A 9,145-nucleotide genomic window follows, 5' to 3' on the forward strand; every position below is an offset into this window, starting at 1 on the left:
CGCGCCGCGGTGCTCACCGTGACCGCGAGCGGCCGGGAGGCACGCAGCCTCCCCGCCCGGCTGGGGACCGACCTCCGCGGCGTGCTGGACGGCGTCGCGGCGGCGTACGTCACGCCGGCGCACCAACACCCGCTGGGGCACGTCATGCCGGCCGAGGTCCGCGGTGCACTGCTGGCCGAGGCCCGACGGACAGGCACCGTGGTGGTCGAGGACGACTACGACTCCGAGTTCCGTTACGACGTGGCCCCGGTGCCTGCCCTGGCGGCGCTCGACCCCCACGCCGTGGCGTACCTGGGGACCGCGGCCAAGAGCACGCTGCCGTCGCTGCGGCTGGGGTGGATGGTCCTGCCGCACGGTCTGCGGGCGGCCGTCGACGAGTACCGCACGATCACCCACGACGCGCCGGCGTGGCCGGTCCAGCAGGCGTACGCGACCCTGCTGCGCGACGGCTACGTGGACGCTCTGGTCCGCTCCGCCCGCCGCGTGTACGCCGAGCGCGCGCCGCGGGTGGTCGCCGCCCTGTCTCCGTACGCGGAGCTCGCCGGGCCGGTGGCGGGGATGTACTCGACCTGGCTGCTCGACCAGGAGCGGGCGGTGGCCGCGCGGGACGCGGCTCGCCAGGCCGGGTTCCGGGTCAACCTGCTGGCGGACTACTGCCGCGAGGCGGAGCAGACCGGCCTCGTCGTCGGGTTCGGCGGACCGGACGACGACGAGCTCGAGCGGGCCCTGGGCGTGCTCACCCGCGCCCTCGCGCGCTGAGGCTGGACCTCAGGAGTCCGCCGCGTCGTTCTCCGCCCAGTACGCCCGCCAGGCGACCTCGCGCTCGCGCTGGATCTTGCGACCCAGCACGTCGGCCATCAGCCAGAGCAGGGCGAAGATCGCGCCGAGGGCGAACATCGTGGTCACCGCGAAGCCGGTCGCGATGACGGCGACCTGCAGGACGTACCCGAGCCAGTAGCCCCACTCCTTGCGCAGCATGCCGGCGAGGACCAGCGACGCCGCAGCGAGTCCGAGCGCCAGCCACAGCGCCAGGGAACGGTTGACGCCCTCGACGCTGATCATGACCGGGGCGCTCAGCGCGATCGTGATGCCCTCGAGCGCCAGCACGGCCGCGGCCATGGCACGCCGGGGCGACTTCTGCGGGACGGTGCGCTCCTCGACCGCCTCGGCGGCGGTGTCCTCGGGCAGGGCGTCGGAGACGTCGTTCACTTCTCCCCCTTCAGCAGTGCGCGGGCCTCGCCCACGGTGACGACGGATCCGGTGACCAGCACGGCGCCCGAACCGATGGACGACGAGACGGCCTCCCCGGCCTCGGCCAGCGTGGCCGCCCGGTCGATGGCGTCGGCCAGGTCCGCGACGACGGTCACCCGGTCCTCACCGAAGACCTCGAGGGCGCTGCGACCGAGCACCTCGGCGCTCATCGACCGCGGCGTGGAGTTCTGCGTGCACACCAGGTGCGAGAGGACCGGTTCGAAGGCGGCCAGCACCCCCTCGTAGTCCTTGTCGGCCATGACTCCCATGACCCCGACCAGCGGGGTGAAGCTGAACGAGTCCTCGAGCGCGGCGGCGGTCGCCTCCGCGCCGTGCGGGTTGTGGGCCGCGTCGAGCACGATCGTGGGGCTGCGGCGCACGATCTCGAGGCGGCCCGGCGAGGTCACCTCGGCGAACGCGGCGCGCACGAGGTCCTCGTCGAGCGGGGCCCCGGTGAGCGCCTCGACCGTGGCCAGGGCCACGGCGGCGTTCTCGGCCTGGTGGGCGCCGTACAGCGGGAGGAAGACCTCCTCGTACGTCCCCCGCAGGCCGCGCAGGGAGACGACCTGACCGCCGACGGCGGGGACCCGGGACAGGACGCCGAACTCGACGCCCTCGCGCACGACCTCGGCACCCACCTCTGCGGCGTGGGCCAGCAGGACGGCGGCGACCTCGGGCGTCTGCTCGGCCAGGACGGCGACGCTGCCCGCCTTGATGATCCCGGCCTTCTCGGTCGCGATCTCCACGGCGGTGTCGCCGAGGTAGGAGGCGTGGTCGACCGCGATCGGCATCACCACGGCGACGTCGGCGTCGATCACGTTGGTGGCGTCCCAGGAGCCGCCCATCCCGACCTCGACCACGGCGACGTCGACGGGCGCGTCCGCGAAGGCGGCGTACGCCATGCCGACGACGGTCTCGAAGAAACTGAGCGGGTGCTCCTGGGTCGCGTCGACCAGGTGCGTGTACGCGGCGACGTCGTTGAACGCGCGCACGAACGCCTCGTCGTCCAGCGGCTCGCCGTCGATGCTGATCCGCTCACTCATCTTCTCCACGTGCGGGCTGGTGAACCGGCCCGTGCGCAGGTCCAGGGCGCGCAGCAGCGTGTCGACCATGCGGCTGGTGGAGGTCTTGCCGTTCGTGCCGGTCAGGTGCACCGACCGGTACGCCCGCTGCGGGTCGCCGAGCAGCTCGGTGAAGGCGGCGATCCGGTCGAGGCTGGGCTCCAGCCTCGTCTCGGGCCAGCGGGAGAGGAGCGCGTCCTCGACCTCGGCGAAGGTCTGCGCGTGGCGGGGCGCCTCGGGGGCGTCGGAGGTGTGGTTCATCGCCTTCGGAGTCTAGGCGCTGGGTGCACGATCCCCGCGGTCGGCGGTGGGGCACGGTTCCCACACGAGCAGAACCGATACGATATATGTTCTGGGTCACAGGGCTCCCGCCCGGACGACCGAAACGGAGAGCGGCATGCGACTGGGCATCGTGATGGGCACCGGCCACGGTGCCCGCGGCACGACCGGACAGCTGGTCGACCAGCTCGTCGAGCGGGTCGCCGCCACCGGCGACCTGACCGTCGACACCGTGTGCACCGACGACCTCGACCTGGGCCCCAGCTGCCCCGCCTGCCTGTCGTGCATGACCGCCGGGGAGCAGGCGTGCCCCTCGTACGACCGGACCGCGCCCGCGCGGCGGGTCATGGACGAGGCCGACCTTGTCCTGTTCGCCACCCCCGTCCACTCCTTCCACGTCTCGGCCACCATGAAGCGCTTCGTGGACCACTTCGCCTACCTGATCCACCGGCCGGCGTACGTCGGCAAGCCGGCCGCCCTGGTCTCGACCGCCGCCGGCGCCGGGCACGACGCCGCGCTGGGCTACCTCCGTACGGCGGTGCGCGCTGGGGGTTCCACACCGTCGGCGAGCTCGGCGTCAACGGTCCGGGGCTGGCCAAGGCGCCGTACCGGGCCAAGGTCGACGCCGCCCTCGACGACCTGGGCACGACCCTCCGTCGCGAGGCGACGCACCCCACCGAGCCTCGGCCAACGACCGCCGACCTGATCGGCTTCCGGGTCGCCCGCCTGCTGGTGGAGGGCGGCCGCTCGGAGGGGCCGGTCGACGCCGCCTACTGGGACGAGCGGGGTTGGTTCGACGCCGACTGGTTCAGCGACCAGAAGCCGCCCTTCGTGGCCAACCGCGTCGCCGCCCTGGTCGAGAAGAAGATCCGCAAGGGGATCGAGGAGGGCACTTCCTCCCCGTACCGCGGCTGACCCAACTGGGCAGGTGTCCAGAAAGTGCGGCCGCACTCTCGACGTGAGCGAGAACACATTCTAGTTTTGGCCCCGTGAAGACCACCATCGCGCTCTCCCCCGCCCCGCAGGCCCCGTTCGACCTCGTGGAGGCGGACCTCGACGAGCCCCGCGACGACGAGGTGCTGGTCCGCATCGTCGCCAGCGGGCTGTGCCACACCGACGTGTCGGTGCGCGACATGCTGCCCGCCGAGATGTTCCCCCGCGTCTTCGGCCACGAGGGGGCCGGCGTGGTGGAGAAGGTCGGGGCCGCAGTGAGTGGCATCGAGGTCGGCGACCACGTCGTGCTCAGCTTCGACTCCTGCGGCGCGTGCGAGCGCTGCCGTGCGGGCGAGGTCGGGTACTGCGAGAGCACCATGGTGCTCAACTACATGGGCTGCCGCATGGACGGCTCCACGACCGTCCAGCGCGACGGTCAGCCGGTCGGCGCCTCCTTCTTCGGCCAGTCCAGCTTCGCCACGTACGCCCTCACCCGGGCGCAGAACACCGTCGTCGTCGACAAGTCCCACGACCTCACCCGCATCGCCCCGTACGGCTGCGGGTTCCAGACCGGGGCGGGGGCCGTCCTCAACGTGCTCCAGCCCGGCCCGGGTGACTCGCTGGTCGTGTACGGCGCTGGCGCGGTCGGCATGGCCGCCCTGGCCGCCGCGAAGGGGCTCGGCGTCACCACCCTGGTCGCCGTGGACCTGCATCCCGGCCGGCTGGAGACCGCGGCGCGGCTGTACGGCGCCGTGGGCGTACGGGGCGACGAGCCGGGCGAGGCCGGGCTGGTGGCCCGGATCAAGGAGCTCACCGCAGGCGGCGCCACCCACGCGGTGGAGACCACCGGCGTCGCGGCCGTCTTCAAGGACGCAACGCTGGCCCTGGGCATCAAGGGCACCGTGTGCACGCTCGCCCTGGGCGCCCCCGAGCTCACCTTCGACGCCATCGACCTGTTCCAGAACGGCAAGTCGATCCGCGGCACGATGGAGGGCGAGTCCAACCCGCAGACGATGGTCCCCCGGTTGCTCGAGCTCGCCGCTGCCGGCAAGTTCGAGGTCGACGAGCTGCTGACGGCCTACCCGTTCTCCGAGATCAACACCGCGCTCACCGACAGCCTCTCGGGCGCCACGATCAAGCCCGTCGTGGTGATGGACTGACCTCCGGCGGGCGACGGCCACCCCGGTGGCCGGGCCCGTCGAGGCCACTCACGAGACGCGCTGCTCGATCGTGTCGGTGACGCGGGTGTAGCCGAAGGAACGCGGCCGTCGTCGGTGAACCACCATCCCGGGTCTCCCATGGATCGAGGCTAGACGCGGCGTCCCGCCGTCGGTAACCGGTTTTCGGCCCCACGACCTGCGCCAATAGACTTCTGCGCATGACTGATAACCCCAGCGCAGACACGTCCACACCGACGCCGGCCACGCCTGGCGTCGTTGTACCGGACCGTCCCGCCCTGGAGGGGCTCGAGGAGAAGTGGGGCGCCCGCTGGAAGGCTGAGCGGACGTACGCGTTCGACCGCACCCAGCCCCGCGAGAACGTCTACTCGATCGACACCCCGCCGCCCACCGTCTCCGGTTCGCTGCACGTCGGCCACGTCTTCTCGTACACCCACACCGACGTCGTCGCCCGCTACCAGCGGATGACCGGCAAGTCCGTCTTCTACCCGATGGGTTGGGACGACAACGGCCTGCCCACCGAGCGTCGCGTCCAGAACTACTTCGGCGTGCGCTGCGACCCGTCGCTGCCCTACGACGCCGACTTCACCCCGCCGGCCAAGCCGGACCCCAAGAAGCAGATCCCGATCAGCCGTCCCAACTTCGTCGAGCTGTGCGAGCAGCTCGTCGAGGAGGACGAGAAGGTCTTCGAGTCGCTGTGGCGCACCCTGGGCCTCTCGGTCGACTGGGACACCACGTACACGACCATCGGCCGCGACGCCCAGCTGGTGAGCCAGCGCGCGTTCCTGCGCAACTACGCGCGGGGCGAGGCGTACCTGCAGGAGGCCCCCACGCTGTGGGACGTCACCTTCCAGACCGCCGTCGCGCAGGCCGAGCTCGAGGCGCGCCAGTACCCGGGCGCGTACCACCGCGTCGCCTTCCACAAGGCTGACGGCAGCCCCGTCCACATCGAGACCACCCGTCCCGAGCTCATCCCGTCGGTGGTCGCGCTGATCGCCCACCCCGACGACGAGCGGTACGCCGGCCTGTTCGGCTCCACCGTCACGTCGCCGGTCTTCGGCGTGGAGATCCCGGTCCTTGCCCACCCGGCCGCCGAGCCCGACAAGGGCGCGGGCATCGCGATGTGCTGCACCTTCGGTGACCTCACCGACGTCCAGTGGTGGCGCGAGCTGCAGCTGCCGGTCCGCACGGTCATCGGCCGCGACGGCCGCCTGACCCGCGAGACCCCGGAGTGGCTGAGCAGCGAGCAGGCCTCCACGCAGTACGAGGACCTGGCCGGCAAGACGGTCTTCTCGGCGCGCGAGGCGATGGTCGCCAAGCTCCGCGAGACCGGCGACCTGGACGGCGACCCCAAGCCGACCGAGCGCATGACGAACTTCTACGAGAAGGGCGAGAAGCCCCTCGAGATCGTCTCCACCCGCCAGTGGTACATCCGCAACGGTGGCCGCGACGCGGGCCTGCGCGCTGAGCTGATCGCCGACGGCGAGCAGATCACGTGGGTCCCCGAGCACATGAAGCACCGCTACGACAACTGGGTCGGTGGCCTCAACGGCGACTGGCTGGTCAGCCGGCAGCGCTTCTTCGGGATCCCGTTCCCGGTCTGGTACGGCCTCGACGCCGAGGGCGAGCCCGACTACGAGCACCCGCTGCTCCCGTCGGAGGACCAGCTGCCGATCGACCCGTCGACGCAGGCCCCGCACGGGTTCTCCGAGGAGCAGCGCGGCAAGCCGGGCGGCTTCATCGGTGACCCCGACGTGATGGACACCTGGGCGACCTCGTCGCTGACGCCGCAGATCGCGGGCAAGTGGGAGATCGACGACGACCTGTTCTCGCGGGTCTTCCCGATGGACCTGGCCACCCAGGCCCACGACATCATCCGCACCTGGCTGTTCTCCCGCGTGGTGCGCGCGCACCACGAGAACGGCGTGGTGCCGTGGTCGCACGCCCTGATCTCCGGCTTCGTGGTCGACCCCGACCGCAAGAAGATGTCGAAGTCCAAGGGCAACGTCGTGGTCCCCAACGAGATCCTCGACAAGTTCGGCGCGGACGCCGTCCGCTGGCGTGCCGCGATGGCGCGCCCCGGCCTCGACTCGCCGTTCGACGAGACCCAGATGAAGGTCGGCCGTCGCCTGGCGATGAAGGTGCTCAACGCCTCGAAGTTCGTCCTGGGCAACGTCGGCGCCACCGAGCTCACCCCGCACGCCGTCAGCGAGCCCGTCGACTGCGCCCTGCTGGGCCGGCTCGCGGTCGTGGTGCGCAAGGCCACCGACGCGTTCGAGGCCTACGACTACTCGACGGCGCTGGAGACGGCGGAGAAGTTCTTCTGGGAGTTCTGCGACGACTACCTCGAGCTGGTCAAGGAGCGCGCCTACGACGAGAACGGCGGCCTGGCCACCGAGTCCGCGAAGGCGACGCTGGCCACGGCCCTGCACGTGCAGCTGCGCCTGCTGGCCCCGTTCCTGCCGTACGCGACCGAGGAGGTCTGGTCGTGGTGGCAGGAGGGTTCGATCCACACCAGCGCCTGGCCCACGGCGACCGATCTGGGCTCCGCCGCGGCGGCCGACGACTCGGTGCTGGCGGCCGTCGCTGCTGCCTTGACCGGTATCCGTGGCGCCAAGTCGCAGGCGAAGGCCAAGATGAAGGCGCCGCTGTCCCGCGTCGAGGTCACGGGCCCCGCCGCGAGCGTGGAGGCCGCTGAGAAGGCCGCCGCCGACCTGCGTGCCGTCGGCAACATCGTGGGCGACCTGGTGTTCACCGCCGACGAGTCGACCAGCGAGATCTCGGTGGTCGCGGAGCTGGCTCCCGTCGAGGAGTGAGCCCGCGGCCCTCGGGCCGTACGACACAGCGCCCGGCGCCCCGCGAGGGGCACCGGGCGCTGTCGCGTTGGTGGGCGGTGCGATCCGTACGTCAGTGGCGGCCGCGGCGCACGGCGGGCGACGATCCGCGGGAGTGTCCGCGTCCCTTGCCTGCGCCGTGACGGTGTCCCCGCTTGCCGTGGGCCTTGTCGTGGCCGCGACCGTGGCCTCGGCCGGCACCGTGTCCACGCCCGTGTCCGTGTCCGTGGCCCGCACCGTGACCGCGCCCGTGGCCGCGGTCGTCCGCGCGCTCGTGGCCCTTGGCCTTGCCGTTGCCCCGGTTGCGGTCGTGGCCCTTGGCCTTGCCCCGGGAGGACTTCTGCTGCTGGCCCTTGGCCGTGTCGTTCTTCTGGCTGCGCTGGGTGGCCGAGGTCGAGGCCTTCGTCGAGCGGGACGAAGAAACCTGCGACGTCTGGGTGGTGGAGGTCCCCTGCACGGAGACGGCCACTGTCGTCGATCCCGTACGGCCCTCGGCCCGCACCGCCGACTCCAGCGCGTCGGCGATCAGGGAGTCGCGGGCGTGCGCGTCGGTGACCATGCCGCCCGCTCCGGGAACGACGTCCGGGGCCGGCGCCGCCAGGGTCGCGTCGCGGAGGTTCCGCGGGTCCGCCTCGCCGCGCGCAAGACCGCCAGCCAGCATCATCGTGCATGCCAGGAACAGCACGATGAAGGCGTAGAGCGGACGCTTGTGTTCTTGCGACAACGGGGACTCCTCAGGATCGAGAAACCATCATCCCCCATGGACTCAAAGTCGTGGGACGAATGGGCCTCTTGCCCCAGATCGGGTACGCCCCTGCAGGTGCGGTCTAGGCCGACTTGCGCTTCTTGGTCTCCACCGGAACGAGCATCGGGGGCTCGGTCCCCTCGATCGAGTCGCGGGTGACCACGACCCGTGCGACGTCACCGCGGGAGGGCACCTCGTACATGACGTGGAGGAGCACCTCCTCGATGATGGCGCGCAGCCCACGGGCACCGGTGCCGCGCTCCAACGCCTTGTCGGCGATGGAGGCGATCGCCTCGTCGGTGAACTCGAGCTCGACGCCGTCGAGGTCGAAGAGCTTCTGGTACTGCTTGACCAGCGCGTTGCGGGGCTCGGTGAGGATCTGGACCAGCGCCTCCTGGTCGAGCTTGGTGACGCTCGCGACCAGCGGCAGACGCCCGATGAACTCGGGGATCAGACCGAACTTGGTGAGGTCCTCGGGGCGCACCTGCGCGAACAGGTCCTCGCTCTCACGCTCGGCCTGCCCACGCACCTCGGCGGTGAAGCCCAGCGACTTCTTGCCGACGCGCGACTCGACGATCTGCTCGAGACCGGCGAAGGCACCCCCGACGATGAAGAGGATGTTGGTGGTGTCGATCTGGATGAACTCCTGGTGCGGGTGCTTGCGCCCGCCCTGCGGAGGCACCGATGCGGTGGTCCCCTCCAGCATCTTCAGGAGTGCCTGCTGGACGCCCTCGCCGGAGACGTCGCGCGTGATCGACGGGTTCTCGGCCTTGCGGGCCACCTTGTCGATCTCGTCGATGTAGATGATGCCGGTCTCGGCCTTCTTGACGTCGTAGTCGGCGGCCTGGATCAGCTTGAGGAGGA

At 71.3% G+C, this 9,145-nt stretch carries 8 protein-coding genes and 1 pseudogene; 5 read left to right on the plus strand and 4 right to left on the minus strand.

The genetic code is table 11. The annotated features are described in order from the left end of the window. Positions 1-759: pseudogene (locus tag ACI379_RS11390) on the plus strand (PLP-dependent aminotransferase family protein); the annotation flags it as partial. Positions 760-768: 9 nt separating this feature from the next. Here ACI379_RS11390 and ACI379_RS11395 read toward each other — a convergent pair. Both ACI379_RS11395 and ACI379_RS11400 read right to left on the minus strand, forming a co-directional pair. Beyond that, the gene (locus ACI379_RS11395) at positions 769-1,209 is read right to left on the minus strand and encodes a DUF4233 domain-containing protein (protein WP_439792209.1); all 441 of its coding nucleotides are present in this window, start codon (positions 1,207-1,209) and stop codon (positions 769-771) included. Next, positions 1,206-2,573 carry a bifunctional folylpolyglutamate synthase/dihydrofolate synthase gene (locus ACI379_RS11400; RefSeq protein WP_439792210.1) on the minus strand — a complete coding sequence of 456 codons (1,368 nt, stop codon included), beginning with the start codon at positions 2,571-2,573 and terminating at the stop codon, positions 1,206-1,208. Before ACI379_RS11400 ends, ACI379_RS11395 begins: the two co-directional genes overlap by 4 nt. 136 nt (positions 2,574-2,709) lie before the next feature. Here ACI379_RS11400 and ACI379_RS11405 point away from each other — a divergent pair, with 136 nt between their 5' ends. The 4 genes from ACI379_RS11405 to valS all read left to right on the plus strand — a co-directional run bounded on the left by ACI379_RS11405 (position 2,710) and on the right by valS (position 7,518). Next, positions 2,710-3,297, plus strand: coding sequence for a flavodoxin family protein (locus tag ACI379_RS11405; RefSeq protein ID WP_439792211.1), 588 nt, complete (start codon positions 2,710-2,712; stop codon positions 3,295-3,297). A gap of 26 nt (positions 3,298-3,323) precedes the next feature. Next, positions 3,324-3,506 carry a hypothetical protein gene (locus tag ACI379_RS11410; protein WP_439792212.1) on the plus strand — a complete coding sequence of 61 codons (183 nt, stop codon included), beginning with the start codon at positions 3,324-3,326 and terminating at the stop codon, positions 3,504-3,506. 74 nt (positions 3,507-3,580) lie between these two features. Beyond that, positions 3,581-4,684 carry an NAD(P)-dependent alcohol dehydrogenase gene (locus tag ACI379_RS11415; RefSeq protein ID WP_439792213.1) on the plus strand — a complete coding sequence of 368 codons (1,104 nt, stop codon included), beginning with the start codon at positions 3,581-3,583 and terminating at the stop codon, positions 4,682-4,684. A gap of 218 nt (positions 4,685-4,902) precedes the next feature. Further along, complete coding sequence (gene valS, locus ACI379_RS11420) at positions 4,903-7,518, plus strand: valine--tRNA ligase (protein ID WP_439792214.1); 2,616 nt, start codon at positions 4,903-4,905, stop codon at positions 7,516-7,518. 91 nt (positions 7,519-7,609) lie between these two features. Here the strand turns inward: valS and ACI379_RS11425 are convergent, their stop codons facing one another. Together ACI379_RS11425 and clpX are read right to left on the minus strand one after the other, a co-directional pair. Beyond that, complete coding sequence (locus ACI379_RS11425) at positions 7,610-8,260, minus strand: hypothetical protein (protein ID WP_439792215.1); 651 nt, start codon at positions 8,258-8,260, stop codon at positions 7,610-7,612. Positions 8,261-8,363: 103 nt separating this feature from the next. Continuing rightward, positions 8,364-9,145: ATP-dependent Clp protease ATP-binding subunit ClpX (clpX, locus tag ACI379_RS11430; RefSeq protein WP_439792216.1), on the minus strand; the 782-nt coding region annotated here is incomplete at its 5' end.

This window comes from Nocardioides sp. (assembly GCF_051876515.1).
Taxonomy (GTDB): domain Bacteria; phylum Actinomycetota; class Actinomycetes; order Propionibacteriales; family Nocardioidaceae; genus Nocardioides.